At 45.0% G+C, this 23,496-nt stretch carries 19 protein-coding genes; 16 read left to right on the forward strand and 3 right to left on the reverse strand.

The window, feature by feature from the left end:
- Window positions 1–123: 123 nt before the first annotated feature.
- On the forward strand, window positions 124–495 hold the full coding sequence (locus tag AC4OGX_RS05605) for a nucleotidyltransferase domain-containing protein (RefSeq protein ID WP_493329004.1): 372 nt from the start codon (window positions 124–126) through the stop codon (window positions 493–495).
- A 186-nt stretch (window positions 496–681) separates the two neighbouring features.
- Here AC4OGX_RS05605 and AC4OGX_RS05610 read toward each other — a convergent pair whose 3' ends face one another.
- Window positions 682–2,634, reverse strand: a complete 1,953-nt coding sequence (locus AC4OGX_RS05610; RefSeq protein WP_493329006.1) for a glycoside hydrolase family 31 protein — start codon at window positions 2,632–2,634, stop codon at window positions 682–684.
- 123 nt (window positions 2,635–2,757) lie between these two features.
- Between AC4OGX_RS05610 and AC4OGX_RS05615 the strand changes: the two genes are divergently transcribed.
- The 3 genes from AC4OGX_RS05615 to AC4OGX_RS05625 all read left to right on the forward strand — a co-directional run bounded on the left by AC4OGX_RS05615 (window position 2,758) and on the right by AC4OGX_RS05625 (window position 5,175).
- Window positions 2,758–3,645, forward strand: a complete 888-nt coding sequence (locus AC4OGX_RS05615; protein WP_493329007.1) for an AraC family transcriptional regulator — start codon at window positions 2,758–2,760, stop codon at window positions 3,643–3,645.
- A gap of 230 nt (window positions 3,646–3,875) precedes the next feature.
- Complete coding sequence (locus tag AC4OGX_RS05620) at window positions 3,876–4,715, forward strand: HipA domain-containing protein (RefSeq protein WP_493329008.1); 840 nt, start codon at window positions 3,876–3,878, stop codon at window positions 4,713–4,715.
- A 13-nt stretch (window positions 4,716–4,728) separates the two neighbouring features.
- Entirely contained in the window at window positions 4,729–5,175 is a 447-nt protein-coding gene (locus tag AC4OGX_RS05625; RefSeq protein WP_493329009.1) for a hypothetical protein, read from the forward strand.
- A gap of 81 nt (window positions 5,176–5,256) precedes the next feature.
- On the opposite strand, the gene AC4OGX_RS05630 is transcribed toward AC4OGX_RS05625, so the two are convergent.
- A complete protein-coding gene (locus AC4OGX_RS05630; protein ID WP_493329011.1) occupies window positions 5,257–6,354 on the reverse strand; it encodes an AraC family transcriptional regulator in 1,098 nt (365 codons plus the stop codon).
- Window positions 6,355–6,627: 273 nt separating this feature from the next.
- Between AC4OGX_RS05630 and AC4OGX_RS05635 the strand changes: the two genes are divergently transcribed.
- The 5 genes from AC4OGX_RS05635 to AC4OGX_RS05655 all read left to right on the forward strand — a co-directional run bounded on the left by AC4OGX_RS05635 (window position 6,628) and on the right by AC4OGX_RS05655 (window position 14,321).
- The gene (locus AC4OGX_RS05635) at window positions 6,628–9,486 is read left to right on the forward strand and encodes an alpha-L-rhamnosidase (protein ID WP_493329013.1); all 2,859 of its coding nucleotides are present in this window, start codon (window positions 6,628–6,630) and stop codon (window positions 9,484–9,486) included.
- 119 nt (window positions 9,487–9,605) lie between these two features.
- Window positions 9,606–10,262, forward strand: a complete 657-nt coding sequence (locus AC4OGX_RS05640) for a TetR/AcrR family transcriptional regulator (protein ID WP_493329014.1) — start codon at window positions 9,606–9,608, stop codon at window positions 10,260–10,262.
- Between the two features lie 74 nt (window positions 10,263–10,336).
- Window positions 10,337–11,635 carry an MFS transporter gene (locus AC4OGX_RS05645; RefSeq protein ID WP_493329016.1) on the forward strand — a complete coding sequence of 433 codons (1,299 nt, stop codon included), beginning with the start codon at window positions 10,337–10,339 and terminating at the stop codon, window positions 11,633–11,635.
- 193 nt (window positions 11,636–11,828) lie between these two features.
- The gene (locus AC4OGX_RS05650; RefSeq protein WP_493329018.1) at window positions 11,829–12,896 is read left to right on the forward strand and encodes a family 43 glycosylhydrolase; all 1,068 of its coding nucleotides are present in this window, start codon (window positions 11,829–11,831) and stop codon (window positions 12,894–12,896) included.
- A gap of 66 nt (window positions 12,897–12,962) precedes the next feature.
- Window positions 12,963–14,321: a family 43 glycosylhydrolase gene (locus AC4OGX_RS05655; protein WP_493329019.1), complete on the forward strand. Its 1,359-nt coding sequence runs from the start codon at window positions 12,963–12,965 to the stop codon at window positions 14,319–14,321.
- Between the two features lie 28 nt (window positions 14,322–14,349).
- On the opposite strand, the gene AC4OGX_RS05660 is transcribed toward AC4OGX_RS05655, so the two are convergent.
- Window positions 14,350–15,411 (reverse strand): helix-turn-helix domain-containing protein, encoded by a 1,062-nt coding sequence (locus AC4OGX_RS05660; RefSeq protein ID WP_493329020.1) that lies wholly within the window; start codon window positions 15,409–15,411, stop codon window positions 14,350–14,352.
- A 78-nt stretch (window positions 15,412–15,489) separates the two neighbouring features.
- Here AC4OGX_RS05660 and AC4OGX_RS05665 point away from each other — a divergent pair, with 78 nt between their 5' ends.
- The 7 genes from AC4OGX_RS05665 to AC4OGX_RS05695 all read left to right on the forward strand — a co-directional run.
- Window positions 15,490–15,726: a hypothetical protein gene (locus tag AC4OGX_RS05665; protein WP_493329021.1), complete on the forward strand. Its 237-nt coding sequence runs from the start codon at window positions 15,490–15,492 to the stop codon at window positions 15,724–15,726.
- On the forward strand, window positions 15,687–17,063 hold the full coding sequence (locus AC4OGX_RS05670) for an MFS transporter (protein WP_493329022.1): 1,377 nt from the start codon (window positions 15,687–15,689) through the stop codon (window positions 17,061–17,063). Before AC4OGX_RS05665 ends, AC4OGX_RS05670 begins: the two co-directional genes overlap by 40 nt.
- 112 nt (window positions 17,064–17,175) lie before the next feature.
- The gene (locus AC4OGX_RS05675) at window positions 17,176–19,554 is read left to right on the forward strand and encodes a family 78 glycoside hydrolase catalytic domain (RefSeq protein ID WP_493329023.1); all 2,379 of its coding nucleotides are present in this window, start codon (window positions 17,176–17,178) and stop codon (window positions 19,552–19,554) included.
- A gap of 69 nt (window positions 19,555–19,623) precedes the next feature.
- Complete coding sequence (locus AC4OGX_RS05680; RefSeq protein ID WP_493329024.1) at window positions 19,624–20,214, forward strand: hydrolase; 591 nt, start codon at window positions 19,624–19,626, stop codon at window positions 20,212–20,214.
- Window positions 20,215–20,373: 159 nt separating this feature from the next.
- Window positions 20,374–20,511, forward strand: a complete 138-nt coding sequence (locus AC4OGX_RS05685) for a helix-turn-helix transcriptional regulator (RefSeq protein ID WP_493329026.1) — start codon at window positions 20,374–20,376, stop codon at window positions 20,509–20,511.
- Between the two features lie 319 nt (window positions 20,512–20,830).
- Window positions 20,831–21,439, forward strand: coding sequence for a recombinase family protein (locus tag AC4OGX_RS05690; protein ID WP_493329027.1), 609 nt, complete (start codon window positions 20,831–20,833; stop codon window positions 21,437–21,439).
- Between the two features lie 256 nt (window positions 21,440–21,695).
- Window positions 21,696–23,496 (forward strand): VWA domain-containing protein (locus AC4OGX_RS05695; protein ID WP_493329028.1); only part of this gene is annotated, 1,801 nt, incomplete at its 3' end.

The raw sequence follows: 23,496 nt of genomic DNA on the forward strand, positions 1-23,496 counted from the left end.
ACGGAGGGAGCGCCAGTTTATGAGCAAAAAGAGCCGTGAAACGGCGAGGAAGCATCGAAGATGCGTTTTGCGAATGGCGCGTGTGAACTGTAACATTTGGGGGGGTAGATATACTGTAGCAGAATGAGAGGAAAATCAGTTATGATAATAATAAGGACAGTTTCGGAAAGGAAGAGGCTTATGGTAAACTCAGAAATAGAACAGATTTGCAATAGACTACAGACTGTTATTATGCCAAAACAAATATACTTATTTGGCTCCTTTGCAAAAGATAAACAAACGGAAGAAAGTGATTATGATTTCTATCTGGTTGTTTCCGATGATGCAGGAGATCAAATCGCTATCATACAAAAGGCGTATAAATCTTTGCGGGGGATTAGAAAGCGTCCGGTTGATATACTTGTAGGGTATGAGTCTGCTTTCCAGCGTAGGTCCGGGGAAGAAACCTTGGAAAAAACAGTTAAGAAGGAGGGGATACTTTTGTATGAGCAGTAAAGGTGTCAATGGCTAAAAGGAAAGATACAGTATAAAATAGAAGGTTTGTAATGAGTAAAATGTTATTGGGTGGCAGGTCTTCTTTAAAGGAGAACTGTCACCCAATATTAATTCATGACAATAGAAAGTTCGCGCAAGCGTGCTTTTTATCGTTTGAGAATATTCTGAAAACGGAGAGCAAAAGGGTCAGACCCTTTTGATTCCGTCGTCTTCGTAGAGATCATATCCGGCATCCGGATATCCGATCATCTGTTTTGTTGCCATGTCGATCATATCGACGCATTCAGCTGCATCGACCACTGGGATGGCCCTTCCGCTGCGGATAAACAGCGGCACTTCGTTCAATCCAATCTCAACGTAATGATGGCCTTTTTCAAGTGTTTCTTCGGAAATACTTCCGTCCGGCAGGAATTTGATGAACTTCATTTCTTCTGGCAGATATACATATCTTCCCGATGCATTCTGGGTGTATACCGGGGCAATCATGATCTCGTTACCGATCATAAGCTGGTCTTCGACCTGTGCTGTCATGGCATCCTCTGGATACTCGAAAGCCAGAGGCTTGAAGTACATATCATCGTTTAAGGCCGCCTTCATGTATTCACTGTAGAGGTATGGCAGCAGGCGGTAGCGAACTCCAATCACATGGCGGAAGTCTTCGATGTTTTCAAACTGGTAGCACTCCTGCTCTCTTGTGCCCAGCGCGGCATGGTTACGCATGAGCGGGGTAAACACGCCGAGAGCCAGCCAGCGCAGGACCAGATCTCTGGTCGTGTCTGAGCCGAATCCGCCGAGGTCGGCACCTGCATAGAGAAAACCGCACATGTTGAGGGACGGCATCATTTTCAGGTTGAGAAGAATATGGGACCACCAGGATTGATTATCCCCGGTCCAAATACCGCCGTAACGGTGCATTCCGATATAGGAGGAACGGGAGAACATCAGGATTCTCTTGTCCGGCGCGATTTTCTCGAAAGCCTCCCCGGCAGCGCGGGTCATATTGAAGCCGTACAGGTTGTGGACCTTGTCGTGGCGGACTTTCTGTCCGTTCACTTGATGGTAAAAACGCTTGTAATCATCCGGGCTGTTTGCCAGCCGGCCTACTTTGTCCCCTAAGATAAAGCCGGGAGCCTCGTTGTCTTTGGTAAGAAATTCCTTCAGGTAATCTTTCAGCTCGTCAACGCCTTCCGGAGTACAGAAGATTGCCGGTTCATTCATATCATTCCAGAAACCGTCGATTCCCTGTGAGATCAGTCTTTCGTATTTGCTTCCAAACCAGTCTCTGGCTTCGGGATTCAGCATATCCGGGAAATGAGTCCAGCCCGGCCACACAGCGGCAGTAAAATCGCTTCCGTCTTCCCGTTTACAGAAGTAGCCTTTTTCTTTACCTTCTTCATAAATATCGTAGCCGTCCTCGATCTTGACACCGGCATCGATGATCGGGATCAAATGGATGTTTTCTGCTTTCATCTCATCCACAAACCCCTTAAAATCAGGGAAGTTTTTCTCATTCACGGTAAAATCCTTGTAGTCCTGCATGTAGTCGATGTCCATGTACACCATATCGATCGGGACATGGTTGTCACGGTATCCTTTTACTACATTTTTAAAATCTTCCGGGGTGGTGTATCCCCATCTGCTCTGTCCGAACCCAAACGCAAATTTCGGCGGGATATAGCTCCTTCCTATGATTTTACGGAATTGTTTTACAATGTCATAAGCATTTTCACCTTCGATTACATACAGATCCAGGTCAGCATTCTCACAGCTGATCTCTAATTGATCCTGTCTGGTATATCCGATGTCAAACCGCATTGCGCCCGGATAGTCAAGAAACAGTCCGAAGGTCTGCTTTCCGGAAATGATGATGAAATTGTGTGCTCCGTAAAGGGAATTTTTGTTTTCTGTGTGGTTGGGGTCGTCGCTGCAGTTGCTGACGTAGAGAAATCCCCTCTTATTGATGCCTCTGTTTGCCTCCCCCAGTCCATATACGATATCGTTTTTATCCATTTCATAGGAAAGATGGAAACCATCATCTAATGAGATTGCCCCGTATTGAGGGACGCCTGCGGCCGGGGATATTTTTTCCACGACTGCTTCTGTTTCGAATGGATTGCCAAATACATATTTCTGAATCATACTATAACCTCCTGTAGATCTTTTTCTCGTAACACTTTTTTCATAGTATAAAAAATAAATCTTGATAATTCTTGCATTATTTCTTAAAATAATAACACAATCTTGATAAAGGCGGAAAAGAGTATGAATAAAGAATATTCTCTTGAGGAAGATGTCAGGCACGGCACACCCAAACAGCCCATGACGGCGATGCATTTTACAACGGGGCCTGGGACACTGTATCCGGAGCGCTTTTGGGTTCAGAGGCACTGGCATCACAATGTGGAGATTTTAAAGGTAGAAAAGGGAAGCTATACAGTGGAGCTGAATCTGGAAGAATATGTGTTAAGAGAGGGAGATATCTGTTTTATTAACAGCGGTGAGCTCCATCAGATAGAAGGAAAAGAACGAGATACGATTCATAATGTACTTATTTTTAACCCGCATATCCTGGAATTCGTTTACGAGGACGAGGTTCAGGAAGGATTTATCGCACCATTTCTGGCACATATTTCTTCCCTTCCAAGGATTGTGGGAGCAGACGATGAACTTTACAGGAAGATCTCAGGACTGCTTGATCAGGCAGTCAGACTGGCATTGGAAGAGAAAAGCGGCTGGTATTTCAAGGTGAAGCTTTTGCTCATGGAAATGCTGTATGAGATAGGAAAATGCGGCAGAATGGTGTCGGTCTCCAGCATCCAGAGTGCATCGGAGAAGGAGCGGATCGACCGCTATAAACGGATCGTTTCGTATATGGAAGAGCATTTTGCAGAGAAGGTTTCCCTGGAACAGCTTGCAGGGGAGGCGCAGTGTAATCCGCAGTATCTCTGTCATTTTTTCAAGGAGATCGCTGGTGTGTCACCGATCCAGTATCTGATTAACTACCGGATCGAACAGGCCCGGGAACTGCTCGCAGATACAACGAAAACGGTGCTGGAAGTAAGTCTTGACTGTGGGTTCGAGAATGTGAGTTACTTTATCCGGCAGTTTAAGAAGGCCACAGGGGTTACACCGCGGGAGTTTCGAAGGTGAGATTGATGCGAGTGGGAATCGACAGGGAACGGAATGCAGTGAAGAGGTGGCGACGGGATCCAGTTCCTACCGTACCACGTAGCCCATTGCGCGCCAACGGAATCAGCATTAAAGGGACGAGGCAGAAAAGTGTTTGGAGAATAGGAATATATGGTATACTTATAAATATGTGGCAGGGGTCCTTTCTTTGAACAGGAGCAAATCGTGAGGGATGGAAACGGAGGGAAAATATGGGGCAGTGCATTGACTTTACGAATTGTAAAACCAGTGGGATACAATATTCGGGCAGTGAGAAAAAAATGGGGATTCTCTATAATGGCAGCCATTATATGTTGAAATTCCGAAAGGTTATCAATGGAAGAAGGTTATATAATCATGTGTCTGAGTATCTGGCAAGCCATGTGATGGAACTTGCGGGATTAGATGTACATCAGACTCTTCTGGGGATTTATCAGGGGGAAGAGGTAGTGGCAGTCAAAGATTTTATTGCCGGAACAGGCCTTTCACTGGTTGAGTTTGCCTCTGGCGGAGACTCTTCTTATGATACGGAGAAGGAAGAACATTCGGCTTATACATATGATGAGATCTTATATCTTGTACAAAGACATGTTAAAGTTTCTGATCCGCAGTTAATTGTTCAACGATTTTGGGAGATGTTTGTGGTGGATGCGCTTCTCGCAAACTTTGACAGGCATGGATACAACTGGGGATTTACTAAAAATGGCGTTTACGAACTTGCACCAGTGTATGATAATGGCTCTTCGCTATTTCCCCGGTTACAAGACGATGAGCTTGAGGGAATCTTAAATAGCAGGGAAGAGATGGATAAGAGAACTTTTACGTTTCCGACTTCACAGATCAAACTAAATGGTAAGAAGTCTTCTTATTATGAAGTCATTCACAGTCATATGTTTGAGGACTGCGATAAAGCGGCTGGAACCATATTTGGCAGGCTGGATTTTAATAAAGTATATGAATTGATCGATGCGACTGATCTGATCAGCAATATCAGGAAAAGATTTTACAAAGAAATCATAACCTATAGGTATGAGCGGATTTTTATAGAATAGGCAGGAGTTTGTGATGAAGAAAGAAGTAAGACAGGCAGTGCCCCTGAACAGTGTAACAACGCCAATCACAGGGGAGCCGGATTATCGCAGGAAAGCAACGATAAAAGCTTTATGGAAAGAGAAAAAGATACCGGTGGGAGAGGTGATATACGAACATTTCTGGAATGAGGAATTTCAGTATATCATCCGCCCCTATTGGGAAACTATCGATGAACTTGAGGAGCATGAACCGGGCGCTTTCCATGGGATTCCGGGGATAGACATGGACTGCAGGTTCGAGAAGTATTACCGTGTGAACCGGGTGCCTTCGTTTATCGTACAGCGGACACCGCCGAAGAACCGGGTCGATATGATGGAGATGATGGAGGCTGTTGGATTAAATTATTACGATCCATTTGAGTGGCTGATCCGGACTAATACAAGGGCCTCCCAGGACAATCTGATTTTGGAAGATGAGTAGGGGATGAGAAGTTATCCTATAAGTTTGAGCCTGTAGTCGAAGCGGATATTTAAAATCCGCTTCGCTGCTTTACTACTCAGGTTATGTAGCTTCCCTTTTCATTTTCCGATACTGAAGCGGTGTCATCTGCTGGTGTTTTTTAAACATTCGTATGAAATAGGTGACATCGGAATAACCAACCATTTCTGAAACATTCTGAACCGACAATCTGGTGGAAACAAGCAGCTCGCATGCTTTCTGAATCCTGACCTGCTGGATGACCTCCATAACGGTAGTCTGTGTATTTTCCCGGAAAATCCTTCCCAGATAAGAAGTACTGAAAGAAAAGCGGCGGGCAATCCCCTCCACCGATGTGTCTGCATAGTGCTGTTGGATATAGTTTAAAATCTGAGGAATATATTGGATTCCCGTTTTGGTAGTCTGGGAGAACTGGACTCCTTCGGAATGTTCTCGCTGTAAATATGTAAAAAATAATCCAAGCATAAGGAGCAGGGCCTTTTGATTGTATTGCTTTTCCATACAGGATTCATTTACCATGTCCAGGACCAGATCGCGGATCGAATCGTCCCCTTTTGTATGAAACAGAAGAAAATTAGGTCTTGTATTTTCATACAAGGTATACAGAAAAAAGTCAAACAATGCATGACCGCCTGCGACGAGTTCAGCCAATGTATTTTTCATGACAGAGGTACGGATCAGAAGATTAATCATAATACTGTCGTCAAATATCATGACCCGGTGTTCTAGCTTAGGAGGAAGGATACAGAGCGAACCTTCTTTTAATTCCAGCCTTTCTGACTGACCGTCGGGATATAAAAAGTCCTGATGGCATACTCCCTTCAATACATAAGCAATTTCAATAAAGCTGTGCGTATGATAAGCCGCCGGAGAATAGCGCGGATGTTTGCGTATTGAGATATCTTCATCCTCAAGGAACCACTGGGCATCAGAAAAGCGGTGGTCAGGCGGGAGGTCAGCGGGAATATCAAGAGAACCTGCGTTAGTGACCGTCTGAAATTCCGCTTTCAAATTGTGGGGAAGTCCCCCATATTTTCCCAAAAGCTTCATAAAGTCATCCTCTCGGACAGGTGCGCCACTCTGTTCATAAATCTTCTTAAAATCCTCTTCTAAAGGAGTAAATTGTGTTAATAGTTTTTGAATTTCTGAACGGTTACTCATAATATCAGCCTCCATGAAAAATCAAAGGATCGGTAATGTGATAATAGTTGCATAAAGTATAACATTATATGGAGGGGCATGTACAGATATTTGTATAAAATGGGGGGATGGAATGAAATATGTGGTTTCGAATAAGCCGATTTTTAGGAGAGGAATCCGGGTATTTTTGAATGCTTCTGGAAGATATAATGGGAAGTAAGAGCAAAGGGGTCAGACCCCTTTGCATGCCATTTTCAGAATTTTCAGTTTATTCAATATGTAAAGGAGAAGATCATGGAGCTTACGAGGTTAAAGATTAATGGGATTGTGAATCCGATGGGGTTCAATTGTGATGTGCTGAATGTCAGTTGGAATGTGGAAAACGCGAAGGGGAAGAGGGCTGCGCTGGTGAGGGTGGAAGCGGCATCAGAGGAGGGATTTGAGAAGGTTCTGTATATGAAGGAAGGGAAGGATCTTTCCTGCTCTGGTACGAAGCTTGAACTGAGTCTTACTCCGCGTACAAGATATTTTGTGCGTGTCTCTGTGACGGACGATGAGGGTGAGTGTGCACAGGGAATCACCTGGTTTGAGACGGGAAAGATGAATGAGGATTGGGAGGCCGACTGGATAGGGCCAAAAGCGGAGGATACGTTCCATCCGGTCCTGAAGAAGACGTTTACTCTTCCGGGGAGCGATCATGATCTTCTGGAAGATGATCCTGAGAAGATGGTTCAAGAGGAATCGGAGGTGGAGAAATCTTCAAAAGTAAGATCATTGTCGAAAGCCAGGTTATATATCTGCGGAGTGGGTATGTATGAGTCTTATCTGAATGGGAAAAAGGTGGGGAATGAGGTGCTGGCTCCATTTTTGAATGATTACCGTTTTGCTCTTCAGACGCAGACTTATGATGTGACGGATTTGATGAGTGACGAAAATACTTTTGAGATCTTGTTGGGAAATGGCTGGTATAAGGGGCGGTTCGGACAGGCTGAACGAACCTATGGTGACCGGTTTGCAGCCATTGCAGAGCTGCATCTTTTTTATGAGGATGGAACCAGTGATGTGATTCTGACAGATGAGTCATGGTGCTATCGTGGAAGTGATATTGAGGACAGCGGAATCTATGATGGGGAAATTCTGAACCGTGTTTTGTGGAAAAATCGCGAGAATCCGTGGAAGTCTGTGGAAAAACTTCCTGCACTGGAACAGGAAAAGAAGAAACGGCTATTGACTGACCGATTTAGTATCCCGGTTCTTGTAAAGGAGACAATTCCGGTAAAAGATGTGATGATTACTCCGGCAGGGGAAACGGTATTGGATATGGGACAGAATTTTACGGGCTGGCTTGTATTTAGGGTCGTTTGGCCAGAGGGGACAAAGGTGCATCTGGAGTTTGGTGAGGTGCTGCAAAATGGAAACTTTTATAATGATAATTACCGGACTGCAAAAGGCGGGTTTACCTACATAGCTGGGGAGAAGCCGGAAAAAACAAAAGATGGGGAGTTCGTACGTCCGCATTTCACTTTCTTTGGCTTTCGGTATGTGAAGGTAACTGGCTGGGTTGGAACACTTCATCCGGAAGATTTTATGGGCTATGCAATCTATTCTGACCTGGAGCGTACGGGATTTATTACCACCAGCGATGAGAAAATCAACCAGTTGTACTCAAATTGTCTGTGGGGACAGAAGTCTAACTTTCTGGATATGCCGACGGACTGTCCCCAGAGGGATGAGCGTCTGGGTTGGACTGCCGATGCACAGGTATTTTCGCCAACAGCCACATATAACATGGATACCCGTGCGTTTTACCGGAAATACCTCTGGGATATGAGAAATGTCCAGGTCACGATGAATGGTGCTGTCCCAGCATACCTTCCGGCGGCAGAAGGGATGTGCCCGGTATGCTCCGTGTGGGGGGATGCGGCTGCATTGATTCCCTATACAATCTGGAAATTCTATGCCACGCCGGATGAGATGGAGTTTCTCTATCCACTGATGAAAGACTGGGTAGATTATATTGCCGGGGAGATGCAGAAGCAGTATGGCAAAGACACAGGTATCTGGGATTTCACTTTTCATTTTGGGGACTGGCTGGCACTTGACGGGCCTACAGAGCAGTCTGTAAAAGGAGGAACACCGGATGGCTATCTGGCAACCGTATACTATTATCAGAGTGCAGCTATCGTAGCGGAGATCTCCGGAAAACTGGGAAAAATAGAGGAGCAAAAGAAGTATTTAGAACTGACTGAGAAAATAAAAGAATGTCTGCTTTTCGAGTATTTTACCCCGGCCGGACATTTAAGCGTAAACACACAGGCGGCTTACATTGTTGCCTTAAAGTTCGGGATTTATAGAGATAAGGAGGTGCTGCTCCGGGATTTCCTGGATCTGCTGAAAACACATCAGTACCGGATCAAATGTGGATTTGTGGGCGCGCCTCTGCTCTGTCAGGTTCTGAGTGAAAATGGACAGTCTGATCTGGCATATCATTTCCTGTTCCAGGAAGGGTTCCCAAGCTGGCTGTACGCGGTGAATCTGGGGGCAACCACAATCTGGGAACGGTGGAACAGCCTTCTGCCGGATGGAAGCATCAGTGGTACGGGGATGAACAGTCTGAACCATTATAGTTATGGAAGCGTTATCGAATTTTTATATGCGTATGCAGCAGGTCTGCGCCCGGTGGAGGCAGGCTTTGAAAATGTAGTTGCAGCCCCATGTCCAAACAGCAGAATGCGGGAGTTTAGGTGTACCTATATTTCACCGATGGGAAAGTATGTGGTGAATTGGAAACTGACGGATGAAGGTAAGGTGCGTATCCATCTGGAAGTACCGTTTGGGTGTAAAGCAGTGGTCATCCTGCCGGAGAGCGGAAGGCAGCCGTTTGAAGTGGAGGCAGGCAGTTATGATTATGAATACATGTCGATTCACGATTACCGTCAAAAATATTTCGAAAACACGCCCTTAAAGGAGGTATTTGCTGACCCGGAGGCAAAATCAGTTCTCTTAAAATATGTTCCTCAGGCCGCGGCACTGGATAATCCGGTGGACGCGGATGAAGAACTGAAAGTACTTTACGAACGGTCATTTATGGGAATTAATCCGGAGGATGCGGGGAAAGCCATACAAGAATTAGAGAAAATAAAATTATGGTAGAAACAGACTTTTTCAAAGGGGTCAGACCCCTTTGCATTTTTGCTATACAACTTTAAGTTGACTACATGCACATTGTATGTTATTGTAAACATACAATGTGTATGTAAAGAGGTGATGATATGCCGAGAAATAAGTATCCCGAGGAGACGGTACAGAAGATCCTGGAGGTTTCTCTGAAGCTGTTCATGGAAAAGGGGTATGAGAATACCACGGTCCTGGATATTGTGGATCACCTGGGCGGGCTGACGAGAGGTGCCTTTTACCATCATTTTAAGTCAAAGGAAGAGGTGATTGATGCTCTGACGGATAAGATGTTCCGTGAGAATAATCCGTTTGAGAAGGTGAAGCAGCAAAAGGGGCTGAATGGTCTGCAGAAGCTGCAGATGATCATGAATGATACAACGGTAGAGTCGGATTACCGGAAGATCAGCGCCCAGGCGGTCTCCCTGCTGGAGAATCCGAAGTTTCTGGCGGAGTTTATTGAGGGCAATAAGGAGGTTCTTGTTCCGGCCTACCAGGAATTGATTGAAGAAGGAATTGAAGATGGCTCTATTCAGAACGAGTATCCAAAGCAGACCGCAGAGATTCTTTCTTTCCTGACGAACTTCTGGATGGTTCCGACGGTATTTCCCTTTACGCCGGAAGAAGGCGTGGCCCGGCTTAAGATGGTAAAGGAGATCTCAGCATTTCTTGGAGTACCGATTATAGACGATGAGCTTTTAGAAAAACTAGAAAGGTCTATTGAAGAATTGGGTGAAGAGGAACAGGAAAAATAAGGTTGCCAGACATGGCAATTTTATTTTAACCAAATACATACATACAGTATGTATAAATAAAAGGAGGATATTTTATGAAACATAAAAAAGAAAATTCACAGACAAGAATACCTGGCGGCAATTCTCCAGGGGAAAAATTATTCAGCAGAAATTTCAGTCTGCTTGTACTGGGGCAGGTCAGTTCGCTTTTTGCGAACACGATCTTAAGATTTGCGCTGTCGATGTATATTCTGGAGCTGACAGGTTCGGCTTCTGTATTTGCAGGACTTCTGGCGGTCTCGATGATCCCCACGGTGATTTTATCTCCCTTCGGAGGAATCCTGGCTGACCGGGCAAACAGACGGAATATCATGGTTGTTCTGGATTTCTTATCCGGGGTGACCACCGTGATCACAATGCTTGCTATCAGCGAGGCAAATGCAGTCGTAGTAGTGGGTGCTTCGCTGACCGTATTTTCTGTGCTGGGAGCATTTGAATCCCCGACAGTCCAGGCGGCAGTCCCACAGATGCAGACGGGAGATAATATCCTCAAAGCAAATGCTGTGGTGAACCAGGTAGCTGCCCTGGCTGCGCTCATCGCCCCTTTCATAGGAAGTGCCTGTTATACCGCATTTGGGCTGAAAACTGTACTGACAGTCAGTGTTTTCGGATTCTTTCTTACCGCTTTACTAGAGATTTTTATCAAGCTTCCGTTTACGGCACAAAAGGTTCATGAGAAGTGGGGAGAGATGATAAAAAATGATTTTAAAGTCAGCTTCCGTTTCATTGCAAAAGAAAGGCCTGAGATTTTTAAAATATTACTGGCAGCCTCGGCAGTCGGCTTCTTCATTATGGGAACCGTGAATGTGGGAATGCCGTTTATGATCCGGACGATCCTGGGACTGAAGGCCGAGTATGTGGGGGCAGCGGAAAGTATATGCGGTGCGACGGCAATTCTGGGCAGTGTGATCGTTGGCGTTGCAGCCAAACACCTGAAATCGGACCGGATGTATCAATTCCCGCTGATCGTGGGAATCTGTATGATTCCGATGGGGATGGCATTTATGCTGGAAAATGCGAAAATGGTATACCTGGTGCTCATGCTTTCGATTGCTGTGATGCAGGTGCTGGTCAGCATTTTCTCGATCTACTGTGTATCACTGATACAGCAGCAGACGCCAAACGAACTGCTGGGTAAGGTGATGGCTTATATTTCCACGATTTCCCTCTGTGTACAGCCCCTGGGGCAGATGATGTACGGAGTGCTGTTTGATGGATTAAGAGACCATGTTATGTGGATCATGGTCGGGTCCGCGGTTTGTATCATTTTCATGAGTATGGCTGTCAGACCCGCATTTAAAGGGATAGAAAGCCTTAAGATTATTACTGATTAGGGGATGAAAAGCAATCAAAAACAGTTGCAAAACGAGAATGCAACTGTTTTTGATTGCTTTTTTGATTCCCTATGTCGCCTTTTTACCGTCAGAATGTCCGTCCTGACACTTGTTTATACCAGGTGGTATTGTTACACTTAGGAAACAAAATCGTGATATAGAATAAGATTTCTAAGAAAAGGAGAGTGGCGCAATGTATCATTCAATCAGGCCGGGACAGGTATGGCTCGATACAGAGGGAAAAAGGATCCAGGCACACGGAGGAAGCATCATTACTGTAGACGGTGTGTATTACTGGTATGGTGAAAATAAAGAAAAAACGACAGGGGAGGATAAGATCTGGCACTGGGGTGTCCGCTGCTATTCTTCCAGGGATCTATATAATTGGAAGGATGAGGGGATCATCATTCCTCCCGACCTGGAACAAGAAAATTCACCTTTACATCCGTTTTCTATGATGGACCGCCCCCATATAGTGTATAATGAAAAAACAGGGAAATATGCGGCATGGCTTAAGATCATGGGGGAGCCCCCTTATTTTGCCGTGCTGTCAGCAGATCATATCCTGGGGCCCTATAAAATGGTGAATCCGAGGGTAAATCCGTTTGGTATGGAGGTGGGAGATTTTGATATTGCCGTTTCGGCAGAAGAGAAAAGAGCCTATCTGTACAGCGAAAGACCGCACACGATGTTGTATTGCGCGGAGCTGAACGAGGATTACACGGATGTGGGAGAACGGTTTTCAGAGCATTTTCCACATACAGCGCCTCCAGAGACGAGGGAGGCTCCGGCACATTTTATGAGAAACGGCCTGCATTATCTGATCACCTCAGGTACAACGGGCTACCATCCCAATCCATCGGAGGCTGCCGTTTCAGGCTCATGGCATGGGCCGTTTGAGATACAGGGAGATCCTCATGTGGATGACAGGAGCAGGACCTCCTTCAATTCACAGATTTCCTGTATCTTTCAACATCCCAAGAAGAAGGATCTGTATATCGCCCTTGCAGACCGATGGCTGCCCGGGCTTCCCCAGACAGAGGGGGAGGCGTTCTATACTGGAGAGGCTTATGAGAGGGTACATAAAAAGTTCAGGCAGATTTTTGATCCAGAGGTGGAATTTGTGTTTACAGAGGAGGATGCAAAAGCATTGAGCATTCATTCCGCCATATCGGACTATGTATGGCTGCCTTTAAAGTTCGATGGCGACAGAGTTTATATCGAATGGAAGGACGAATGGAAAATAGAAGATTACGAATAGAAAAATATGTACCTGTGTATCTACAATTCCAGTTCTATTTATAAAAGAAAGGCTTAGGTGAGACTGATGAGAGAATTCAAAAACAAGAGAAACCCCATCCTGCCGCTGGATATCCATATCCCGGACAGCGAGGGGCATGTGATGCCGGATGGAAAGCTTTATTTATATGGAAGCTTTGATGACCGGGAGGATGTGTACTGCAGCGAGAAATATCATGTTGTGTCCACGCCGGATATGGAACACTGGACGGTACATGATGTATCGCTGTCGGGGCAGGATATCCCCTGGGTTAATGATCCGGATGCACCGAAGTATCCGGGAATCGACTGGGCAAACCCCACACCGTTTATTCGGAAAATGCTGGAGGATATGAAATCCAAGGGGGACGGCATGAAAGAGGCTTTTGAAAAAGAGGAAAAAGAGCAGGTGCCGCTTTTATTTGCTCCCGACTGTATTTATAAGGATGGTAAATACTATCTTTATTTCTGTATGAGCGATGACAGCGAAGGCGTCGCTGTGTCAGACCGCCCTGAGGGACCGTTTACGGATCCGGTGCAGCTTCCCTGCGGCGGGATTGACCCGGCTATTTTTATTGATGATGACGGACAGGCTTATTATTACTGGGGCCAGCTTTTTTCCCATGGCGTGAAGCTGAATGACGATATGGTTTCTTTTGACAGAGAGATGATAGTGGATAATCTGGTAACGGAGGAGGAGCATTTCTTCCATGAAGGGTCCTCCATGCGGAAGATTGGTGATACTTATTATTATGTCTATGCAGATATGCAGCGTGGAAAGCCGACCTCCTTGGGCTATGCAACAGGCAAATCCCCTCTGGGACCCTTTGAGTACCAGGGAGTCATCATTGATAATGACGGCTGCGACCCGGAAAGCTGGAACAACCACGGGTCTATTGAATGTGTGAATGGACAGTGGTATGTGTTTTACCATAGATGCAGCAGAGGAAGCCAGCAGCACAGACGGCTGTGTATTGAACTGATCTCGGTCAATGAGGACGGAACGATCGATGAGGTGAAGATGACTTCCCAGGGAGTCGGGGAACCGTTTGCCCCAGGTGAGACGATCATGGGTTATCAGGCCTGCGGCTTAAAAGGGACTGTTTATATCGGTGTAAATAAAGAAAAAGATGCCGCGTGCGGCGAGACGCTGCAAAATATCTCTGATGGAGACGAAGCCGTATTCCGTTATGTAAAAAGTGCTAAGGAGTTCAGCAAGATCCGGCTGACGGCCAGTGGCAGCGGAATGGTTGAAGTATGGATGAACGAGGCATTCGCAGGCAGTGTGACGGTGAAAAACGGGGAACAGACAGACTGCGGGATCAGGATGAAGGCCGGGGAGTATGAACTGAAGCTTAAGTTTCAGGATACCGACGGGCTGGAGATCCAGAAGCTTATACTGGAATAGCATAAATCACTTTCAAAAAAGGTGTCCTTTACAGGGCGCCTTTTTTGTCGTGTTCCCTGAATTCCATCGGAGTCATTCCATAATATTTCTTGAATACATGTCTGAAATTTCCTGCATCAGAATATCCCAGTTCTTCTGCGATGGCCGCGATCGGGAGATCCGGGTTCCCGAGGAGACGGGCGGCCTGATTCATTTTCAACTTCTGAATATTTTCACTAAAGCTCATGCCGGTACTGTTTTTGATGATCCTCTGAAGCTGCCTTTCACTATAGTTAAAGAATGAGGAAAGCTCCTTTAAAGAGATGGTGGCGTAATGCTCCTGCATATATTTCAGGATATAGATCAGGTTCTGGTCGCTGCCCGTTAAGTCCAGGTCAGGGGCGATCACGCTGGCTCCATGATTTCTCAGCAGTACGATAAAAAACGCGTTGATGATGGAATTGAGCATCCTGTTCTTATACTGGCGGCTGCCTGAAAATTCATGGTAGGCATGCCCGATAAAGTTGCGGAGCTCCTGATCATTGCCTGTGCAGAATAAAAGGTATGGGTGAGTCTTGGAACGGTAAAGCGCTCTCATAAAAAAATCGGAGAGGATATCGTTATCTGAAAGTGTGCCAAAAAACGCTGTCTCAAAGGTGCTGGTCCTAAGGATGATATTAAATATGATGCAGTCGTCAGAAAATGCGCTGATCGCATGGACCGTGTCGGGTGCGATGATACAGATATCACCGGCAGACATGTTCAGTGTCTGCTCCATAATGTAGTTCGTACAGTTTCCCTCGATAACGCAGACAACCTCTAAGAATGAGTGGGAATGCCAGTTGCAGGGGAGATATCTCAGATGCTGGTAGATCTCGGTATCCAGCCCTCCCTGAAAAAATAAGTCTTCCTCCAATGTATTGGATAAGATCGAAGGAAAGAAATTAGAGCTTTTTGCGGATGCCTGCAGCAAAATATCCCGGACATATTCCATATCATGGGGCTTGTCCAGGCTGCGCTCAGGGTGCTCAAGCCAGAGCTCCTTAAAGACTCGTTCCAGCTCCTTTAAGTCGGTATTCACTTCATATTGATAGTGGTCAGCGAATTTCATGATACCCTCCTGTAAAGCATTTTGATCCTTCTAAATATATGATTCCCTATAAGGGCAGTATAAGATGCGACATATGAAGTGTCAATCCCGACAGGCGCGAATGTCGTTTTCTCACAGTGCAAATGTCCGCATATCAACTGGTCTGGTCCGGACTCTGCTGCTATACTTGATAACAACAAGCAGACAAGCGATGCATTGTCTTATGCAGGGCATGACGAGCTTTGTCACAAATGCGCGGGGGCGTATTTGAATACAAATGGAGAGAGGATCGACAAATGGGAAAAGGGAATGAAATCGGTTTTAAAGAAAAGTTAGGATATGGGCTGGGTGAGCTTGCAGGTACAGCTAATGCGATCATAGCAGCGTTTCTGACAATGTTTTATACGGATAGTGTGGGAATGGCAGCAGGAGCAGTCGGTACGATGTTCTTTATCTCAAAATTGTTTGACGGGATTACAGATCTGATTGCAGGTAACATTGTGGATAAGACAAAGACGAAATGGGGAAAGGCAAGACCGTGGCTTTTATGGCTGGCGGTCCCGACAGGTCTGGCACTTGCCCTGATCTTCTGGGTCCCGCAGGACGGATCGCCTGCAGCAAAGCTGATCTATGCATTTATCACGTATAACCTGTTTATGGCAGTGATGTACACCATGGTAGGGGTTGCAAAAAGTGCATTGATGCCGCTGATGACACAGGACGGGCTTGGAAGAGCCGCTCTGGCTAAGTACTCTCTGATCTTCGGACTTGGCGGTGCGATCCTCGGATGTTCTGTGACCTTTCCGTTTGTGTTTGCATTAGGCGGCGACATCCGGGCATGGAGGATCGTCTTTATGATCTACGGCGCTGTTGTAACTCTGGGACTGTTCTTGTCCTTTGCACTCACAAAAGAGAACGTACAGTCAGTGGAGTCTGCCGTATCTGAAAATGGCAGTGTGGAAAAGATGAGCTTTATCGAAGGGATCAAAAATTTCTGCAGAAACAAGTATTTTGTTTTTGCTCTGGCAATGAATGTTGTGGTAAATATCGCAGTCCAGATCAATTCAGGTTCCCAGACATATTTCTATACATATGCGATGGGAGATGCAATGCTGACAACTTCTCTGAATATGGTAAGCCTGATTCCTACAGTTTTAGGAATCATGTTTCTTGCAGGGCCGTGCCTGAAAAAGTTCGGAAAGAAAAAAAGTATTTATATTGGTGCTGCGGGGCAGATCATCGGATATGCACTGCGTGGTTTCGCGGCTGTGACCATGAATATCCCGATGCTGGCAGCAGGCACAGTGATCTGCGGGCTTGCCACAGGACCGCTCTCTGTTCCGGTGAACACATTATCAGCCGATGCAGTTGATTATGGAGAGTATCTGACCAACAAAAGGATCGAGGGAATCGGCTCCTCTGTGATCACATTTTCACAGAAGGTAAGCGGAGGACTTGCAGCCGGTATGGTAGGCTGGATCCTCGCACTGACCGGATATGTGGCAAATGAGGTGCAGAGCGCGGCTACAAATTTCGGAATCACATTTATGTTTGCGTGGCTGCCGATCATTCTGCTTGTCATTACGATAATCAGTTTTAAGCTGATTTATCATTACGATGAGGAAGAGGCAGAAGTGATTGAAGAATTGAACAGAAGAAAAAGCAGAAAGTAAGTCAAAGCATATATGCCTGGTATAAAAAACCGGGCATATTGCAGTGTAAGACAGCGTGTAACTGTTTATGGTTCTGAACAGTTACGATCAAGTAATGAATGGAGAATGAAGGATGATAGAGACACTGGGAAAATGGATCACAAATAAAACGGCCGTTCCGTTTTATGCAAGAAAGCAGTTTGAAGTGAATGGGCCTGTGAGATCGGCAACAGCCAGAGTATGCGGGCTTGGTCAGTTTCATTTTTACATGAACGGACAGAAGGTCGAGGATCATGAGCTGGATCCGGGATGGACAAATTACAGAAAGCTGATCCAATACGTGACCTTTGATGTGAAGGATTATCTAAGACAGGGTGCGAATATGCTGGGTGCTGAGGTGGGAAATGGCTGGTTTATCATGGAAGATGAGCACTATACATTTTGTTTCCCGCCGTTTATGCCGCCGAATCCGAATCCATACAGACCCTTTGGAAAATATCTGGTCCTTGCGCTGGAGCTGGAGATCTGTTATGAAAATGGGACAACCAGGCGGATCCAGTCGGATGAGTCTTTCCAGGTAAGGGAACATCCGGTTGTGATGTCCAATGTGTACGGGTCAGAGACGATCGATGGGAGAAAGGTATTCAGGGACTGGAGTTCGGAAGACGGATGGCAGAATGCCGTGGAGGTGCCGGCAGAAGAGTGTCCGGCAGGGAAACTGACCAGGCAGTTTCAGCCTCCTGTCAAGGTCATCCATACCTATGAGGGGAAACATCTGCATACATATGAAGGAAAGCATCTTTGCGGATATGAAGGAAAGCATCTGCACGCAGAGGAGGGGAAAAGGAGACGGGAAATCTATGACTTCGGTCAGAACATGTCCGGGATCCTGGAATTCGAAGTCAAAGGAAAGTCCGGGGATGAAGTCCGGCTGTATCCGGCGGAAAAGCTTACCACAAACGGCGACGCAGATCAGATGGCAAAGGGCTGGGTGGAGGTTAATTCCTGTATCACTTATATTATCGGGCAGGATGATGTATGGGAGACATGCAGGATGCGTTTCACTTATTTTGCAGGCCGGTATGTGGCTGTGGAAGGACTTGAGGCCGGGAAAGGTCCCGTCATACGGAATCTGAAGGCAGATGCCATTTCCAGCGCGTTTGTCAGAAATGGGAAATTTGAGTGTGATGATATCAGGTATATGCAGGTGTATGATCTTGTTGAAAAGGCCGTGGAAGCCAATATGGTAAGCGTTCACACGGACTGTCCGACCATCGAGCGTTTTGCATGGCAGGAGCCGAATCATCTGATGGCCCCATCCATTTTCTATATGAAGGATGGAAAAAAGCTTTGGGAGAAATTTCTGCTGGATATGAGGACGGATCAGCACACACAGGAGGATTATTTCTACGATCTGGAGGGGAAGAAGGTATATCCGGGCGCAGGACTGATGCCGTCACAGTGCCCGTGTTACATCCCTAATGTGCTGCCGGTTCCGGGGATGGGAAGCTTTTATGATATCATTCCCTGGGGAAGCACCTGTATCCTGGGCACTTATTGGCATTACCTGTTTTATGGGGATGTAAAGATCATCGAAGATAACTACGAGGCCGGAATACGTTATCTTGAACATCTAAAGTCCAGGGTAAATGAGGAGGGCTTTTTAAACCATGGCCTTGGTGACTGGGGAAATCCGAAAAATGAGCTGGCCCGGGAGAATATTGAGACTGCTTTTTTATATGCAGATACTGTAACGCTGGCGAAGTTTGCGGGAATTCTTGGAAAAATGCAGGATCAGAAGGAGCTTAAGGAGTTCGCCGATAAGATCCGGAAGAATTATAATGAAAAGCTTTTGGTAAAACATCCCGGGGAGGATTTCTGGTGTTATCGCTCCTGGGATCATAAAGGGGAAACATTCCTGACCCAGGCAGGGCAGGCACTGCCTCTTTTCTGGGGACTTGTGCCAGAAGAGCAGAAGGACGATATCGTCCGCGCACTGCGGTACACTCTTGAACAGGAGGAGGCCTTTATCTGCGGTGAGGTGGGGCTGCCCTATGTGATCCAGTGTGCGAGAGAGCATGGAATGAATGACCTGGTCAGCAGATTTATCATGCGTAGGGAGCATCCGGGGTATTATGCGTTTGTTCTGGATGGTGAAACGACTTTGGGTGAGTACTGGGAAACAAATCCGCGCAGCCACTGCCATGATATGATGGGACATATCATTGAATGGTATTATAATGGAATCGCCGGGATCATCCCAAAGAAGCCGGGATTTTCAGAAGTCCTGGTTAAGCCTTATCTCCCGGATGATCTGCATAGGTTTGTGTACAGCTATGAATCCGTAAATGGCACAATAGAGGTCAGCGTCAGAGAAGAGGCGGAAAGGCTCCTCCTTAAGGTATCCGCACCTGACAGGATAAAGATAGAAGTGGATGTTTCGAATTTGAGAAGCAAAGGAAAAGAAATCAGTATAATTGGTCATGGAATTTCCACAGAAAAGCTGTTATAGTTTTACATAAAGAAGTTGGAGGCAAAAAATGTCTGCCCCGCGATGTAACAGAAAGGTGGAAAGAAAACGATGGAGAGTAAGATCACAAGAGAAGAGGCACTTGGCCTGCTGAAACAATATAACAAGGAGGCGTTCCACATCCAGCATGCGCTGACAGTGGAGGGCGTGATGCGCTGGTATGCCAATGAGCTTGGGTTTGCGGATGAGGCTGATTACTGGGCCATAACGGGACTGCTTCACGATATCGACTTTGAAGTATACCCGGAAGAGCACTGCCAGAAGGCACCGGAGCTTTTGCGTGAAGGTGGAGTCGAAGAGGACATGATCCGTTCGATCTGTTCACATGGTTACGGGATCTGCAGCGATATCAAGCCGGAGCATGAGATGGAGAAGGTTCTCTTTGCAGCGGACGAGCTGACCGGGCTGATCGGGGCGGCAGCATTGATGCGCCCTTCTAAGAGTGTGATGGACATGGAAGTATCCAGCGTGAAGAAAAAGTTTAAAGACAAGAGATTTGCTGCAGGATGTTCCAGGGATGTGATCCGTCAGGGAGCAGAGAATCTCGGCTGGGAGTTGAATGACCTGTTTGAAAAAACGATCATGGCGATGCGTTCCTGCGAAGAAAGTATCAGTAAAGCGATGGAAGAATATACCGCTTAAACCGCGTATTTACGGCATTGCAACCAGAGGTTGACAAATTGCAAAGCCGTATGTTCTTGTGTTTTTCGTGCCGATAGGTTAGGGTGTGATTGATGATTTCGATATCTGAGATCATCGATCACACCCTAATGTATTTACCATAAAAATCAGGAGGCAGATATGAAGTTTTACGAGAAATTAATGACATTAAGAAAGAAACAGGGGATGTCTCAGGAGCAGCTTGCAGAGCAGCTGGGAGTAACCAGACAGTCGGTCAGTAAATGGGAATCCGGAGTTTCCCAAACAAAAGGATATTAAGAAACAACCTGTGTTTGCCTGCTTGCAAACAAAAGAATACTGCTACTAAGCTAAGAGATACTGCATAGGTGTGTTGGTATCTCTTTTTTTATACTGCGAAACAGCACACTATTTCATTTCTGCTTGTTCGTTATCAACGTCTTAGCTCATAGCTTGTCAAGAACCTGTTGCAACGCAATGCGTCAGCACTCTTTACAAGCTGTGTGATAAGGCGTATCTTCTTAATGGCAGAAATTACCAAGCATTTTACTTTTACAGTAAGGTGCTTTTTTGTTTATGATATTTCTCTATATCCATAGGAAAGGAGGATTGATAAAAAATGGCACAGGTTTATGGATATGTACGGGTTTCCAGCATAGACCAAAATGAGGAACGACAGATTGTCGAACTATCAAAAAGAAATGTACTTTCAAAAAATATCTACATAGACAAGCAGTCTGGAAAAAGTTTTGAACGTCCGCAATATAAAAAGCTTGTAAGAAAGCTAAAACGAGGCGATTTGCTTTATATTTTAAGCATTGACCGACTAGGCAGGAACTATCTTGAGATACAGGAGCAATGGAGAATACTGACGAAAGAAAAAGGGATTGATATATGCGTTATAGATATGCCCTTGCTAGACACAAGGAATGGAAAAGATTTAATGGGAACATTCATTGCCGACCTCGTATTACAGATACTATCGTTTGTGGCACAGAATGAGCGTGAAAACATCAAAAAAAGACAGGCACAGGGCATTGCAGTGGCAAAGGCAAAAGGAATAAAATTCGGCAGACCAGAAATCGCGCTTCCAGAGAACTTTGGGGAGCTTGTCCATGAATGGGAAAAGAAAAGACTTCCTCTATCGGAAGTCTTGGAAGTATGCAAAATGAGTGAAGCCACATTTTACAGGAAATTAAGGGAATATCGCTTATTAAAACAAAAATAATTTGTGCTGAACTCTTAAAAGGTACACTTTTTAACAGTCTATTGTATCACTTCCATTATAAGCGATAATGCCTATTTTTTCAATACTCGTGGTATTTTTAGCCGTTTTTCTAACCATAATCTCTTGCTAAGGTTGATGGTCTTCCCTGACTCACGATTCTCAAAAAGTGTACTTTTTGAGAATGATATAAAAGCAGGAAGGGAGGAATAGAATTTTTTTAATCGTCTGTTGTAAATTTAAGAAAGGAGAAAGAACAATGAATCTAAAGAGGTTCATAAGTTTTGCACTTGCATTTATCTTGTGTTTCGCATTAGCACCTGTTAACGCTGACGCTCTTGCCAGTGAAAACGATGCAGTGAAAAATGGTTATTATGACAGTTCCGGTCAATGGGTTGAAGGTAAATTACAGCAGACGCTACCAGAAGGAATTCATTCTGTTAATAAAACTGCCACGCCTGTTGCTGACAACACTTATGAGGTTACCTTGGAAGTTGTTACTAAACAAAAGGTTGAATCATTCACCAAAAAGTCTGCAACTGTTCTTGTGCTTGATACATCAAAGAGTATGAACGATGATTCACGCCTAAAGACTTTAAAAAATTCGGCTGCTGAATTTATCACGACATACGCAGGAAAGAAAGAAAACACGGGACGTTATTTAGCCGTTGTCCAATTTTCTACTGGAACTAAGGTAGTTCTAAATTGGACAGATGTTTCTACGGAACAAGGAAAGAAAAGTGCTATTGATTCGATTCAAGCATTAATGGCAAATGAAGGAACTAATTTGCAAGCTGGATTAAAACAGGCATCTTCTTTATTTAAGCAGTCTACGGTTCAGGAAATTCAAAAGGAGAATAGAAACACAGTTGTATTAACCGATGGAGCACCAACCTATTATCTTGAAAAATGCTCTGGTGGAATATTTACATGGCCACATACGCATGTTGTAATTGATGGTGTCATCTATGATGAAAAAGGTTCTGGAAGCAGTGGAAGTCAAAATATTATTGATTTGACAACTAAAGATGCTAAAGTTCTTAAGGATGAATCAAAGGTTTATACCGTGTGTTATGGAGCACAGAATCAAACCACCTATAAAGACGGTCCGTTGGTTTCTGATTTTCTGGCATATAATATCGCACAAAGTCCAGATACAGCATTTATCGCTGGAAAAACTGAAGATTTAATGAAAGTCTTCGAAGCTATTTCTGAAAGTGTTGTCAGTGGAATTACTGGTGAAAATCTAACTGTTACTGACGGTTCTGCTCCATTTGTTACAGTGAGCAACTTGCCAACAACAATTCAGCAAGATGAGAATGGCTTTACATGGAAGTTGACGAATGCAACTACAACAACGGAAGGTAACCAAACTTATTATACTTATCAGCTAAAGTATACTGTCAAATTAGATGCAGATAATGCTGAATTTAAGGAAGAAAACTGGTATCCGCTTAATGGCAAGACCGAAATCAATATACCAAGTGGAGAAAAAGTTAAATTCCCGATTCCTGCAGCACAGGGAACAAAGACACGTTATACCGTCACTTATACTGATGGGATCGACAATGAAGAAGTATTCAAAGACAAAGTGTTTGAGAACATCGTAACAGGTTCTAAAACACCGGATTTCGGAGAAATACCGGTAAGAGATGGATATACTTTTAAAGGATGGTCACCTCAAATTGAAGATACAGTAACAAAAACAGTCGTCTATAATGCAACTTGGGATATGAACCTGATTGACTTAAACATAGCACCAACCATCACGGCAACGGATAAAGTACTGACTGTCGGTGATACCTTTGACCCAAAAGCAGATGTAACAGCAAGCGATAAGGAAGACGGCGACATCACAGCAGATCTCGAAGTTGTGAAGAATGAGGTGGATACAACCAAAGCTGGGGTATATGAAGTAACCTACAAGGTAACAGACAGCCAAGGAGCATCCTATACAACAACAATTCAGGTTACAGTGAATCCGAAGATGGAAACACTGAACGAAGCACCAATTATCACAGCGACCGATAAAACAATTACAGTCGGTGATACCTTTGACC

It is taken from the genome of Faecalicatena sp., assembly GCF_058819085.1.

Bases quoted from the DNA above. Each gene is read 5' to 3' on its own strand.
- AC4OGX_RS05630 (WP_493329011.1), bottom strand. From the start codon at position 6,354: ATGAGTAACCGTTCAGAAATTCAAAAACTATTAACACAATTTACTCCT.
- AC4OGX_RS05690 (WP_493329027.1), top strand. From the start codon at position 20,831: ATGGCACAGGTTTATGGATATGTACGGGTTTCCAGCATAGACCAAAAT.
- AC4OGX_RS05675 (WP_493329023.1), top strand. From the start codon at position 17,176: ATGATAGAGACACTGGGAAAATGGATCACAAATAAAACGGCCGTTCCG.
- AC4OGX_RS05655 (WP_493329019.1), top strand. From the start codon at position 12,963: ATGAGAGAATTCAAAAACAAGAGAAACCCCATCCTGCCGCTGGATATC.
- AC4OGX_RS05650 (WP_493329018.1), top strand. From the start codon at position 11,829: ATGTATCATTCAATCAGGCCGGGACAGGTATGGCTCGATACAGAGGGA.
- AC4OGX_RS05645 (WP_493329016.1), top strand. From the start codon at position 10,337: ATGAAACATAAAAAAGAAAATTCACAGACAAGAATACCTGGCGGCAAT.
- AC4OGX_RS05660 (WP_493329020.1), bottom strand. From the start codon at position 15,411: ATGAAATTCGCTGACCACTATCAATATGAAGTGAATACCGACTTAAAG.
- AC4OGX_RS05620 (WP_493329008.1), top strand. From the start codon at position 3,876: ATGGGGCAGTGCATTGACTTTACGAATTGTAAAACCAGTGGGATACAA.
- AC4OGX_RS05670 (WP_493329022.1), top strand. From the start codon at position 15,687: ATGGGAAAAGGGAATGAAATCGGTTTTAAAGAAAAGTTAGGATATGGG.
- AC4OGX_RS05610 (WP_493329006.1), bottom strand. From the start codon at position 2,634: ATGATTCAGAAATATGTATTTGGCAATCCATTCGAAACAGAAGCAGTC.
- AC4OGX_RS05680 (WP_493329024.1), top strand. From the start codon at position 19,624: ATGGAGAGTAAGATCACAAGAGAAGAGGCACTTGGCCTGCTGAAACAA.
- AC4OGX_RS05635 (WP_493329013.1), top strand. From the start codon at position 6,628: ATGGAGCTTACGAGGTTAAAGATTAATGGGATTGTGAATCCGATGGGG.
- AC4OGX_RS05615 (WP_493329007.1), top strand. From the start codon at position 2,758: ATGAATAAAGAATATTCTCTTGAGGAAGATGTCAGGCACGGCACACCC.
- AC4OGX_RS05625 (WP_493329009.1), top strand. From the start codon at position 4,729: ATGAAGAAAGAAGTAAGACAGGCAGTGCCCCTGAACAGTGTAACAACG.
- AC4OGX_RS05640 (WP_493329014.1), top strand. From the start codon at position 9,606: ATGCCGAGAAATAAGTATCCCGAGGAGACGGTACAGAAGATCCTGGAG.
- AC4OGX_RS05685 (WP_493329026.1), top strand. From the start codon at position 20,374: ATGAAGTTTTACGAGAAATTAATGACATTAAGAAAGAAACAGGGGATG.
- AC4OGX_RS05605 (WP_493329004.1), top strand. From the start codon at position 124: ATGAGAGGAAAATCAGTTATGATAATAATAAGGACAGTTTCGGAAAGG.